This window comes from Vibrio sp. Vb0349 (assembly GCF_033338975.1).
The window spans coordinates 1-1,031 of the sequence record NZ_JAWOTS010000466.1 but is presented as its reverse complement, the minus strand read 5'-3'; the positions used below and the strand labels follow the sequence as shown (position 1 = coordinate 1,031).

1 pseudogene is annotated in these 1,031 nt (G+C 47.3%); it reads right to left on the bottom strand.

The window, feature by feature from the left end:
• Positions 1-1,031: pseudogene (locus tag R7Q47_RS26635) on the bottom strand (ATP-dependent DNA helicase DinG); the annotation flags it as partial.

Genomic DNA, 1,031 nt, shown 5'->3' with positions numbered 1-1,031 from the left:
AAACTGAGTCCCAGATTCTGGCTTTCCATCAATGCCTACTTGATGGCAAAAATAGTGGAAAGAGTTCAACGCTCGCATTGTTGCTGAAACTAATACGGCACCAATACAACGACTCCAAATCTGTTGGTCTAGCTGCCATCCAATCTCAAGAGGGGAGACACTCACAATAAAATCGCCTTCACGATCGGGGTGAGTTTCTAGCCATCTCGCTAAAGGCGCTCCTTTTTCTCGTGTTGGCTCTGCCATTAAATGCCAAACTTGAGCGAGGTTCTCTAGTCGTTGAATATAGAAACCTAGTTCAGCGAGCGCAGGCTCGGCCAATCTTGCCGCGAGTTCGCCATCTTTGACTCTTTCTGCGATAAGATCGGCGATTTTCGCGACGCTTTGGTTTGCTTTCTTACTGAACTGCTTTAGCTCTTTAGATTGGTTTTCTAGCCAAGTAGGCAGTTCGCCATGTTCAAAGCGGTAGATGCCTTCTTCAAACTGAGATGGGTCGAACTGTTTAGTCAATTGAGTGAGCGCAGGTATTAAGTTTTGCATCGAGTCCTGCAAGTCATTGCGGAATCGAGCCACGCGTTTCTCATCAGCCAGTGATGAAAATTTACTGATTGACTGATTCAGCTTCTCTAGCCACGCTGCTGCGCCTTTTAAACTCGCGGATGCTGAAGCGTGATCACGGGCGACGTGAGGCAGGTGGTGAGCTTCGTCAAAGACATAAATCGTATTTTCTGGCTCTGGTAAGATTACGCCACCACCTAAGTCAGCATCAGCCATAACGAGAGAGTGATTCGCGATGATCACGTCATTTTTATCTAACTCAGAGCGAGCCTTTTGAAACGGGCACCCTCTGTGACCTGGCAAACTGTTATTACAGCTGTGTTTGTCGCTGACAATCAATTGCCAGATGCGGTCGTCTATAGGTTTAGGCCAAGCGTCGCGGTCACCATCCCATTTCCCTTGAGCGAGTGAGCGATACATGGTTTCCAGTAATTCAATGTCTTTTTTCCTTGGCTTGGTCTCAAACATCGCTA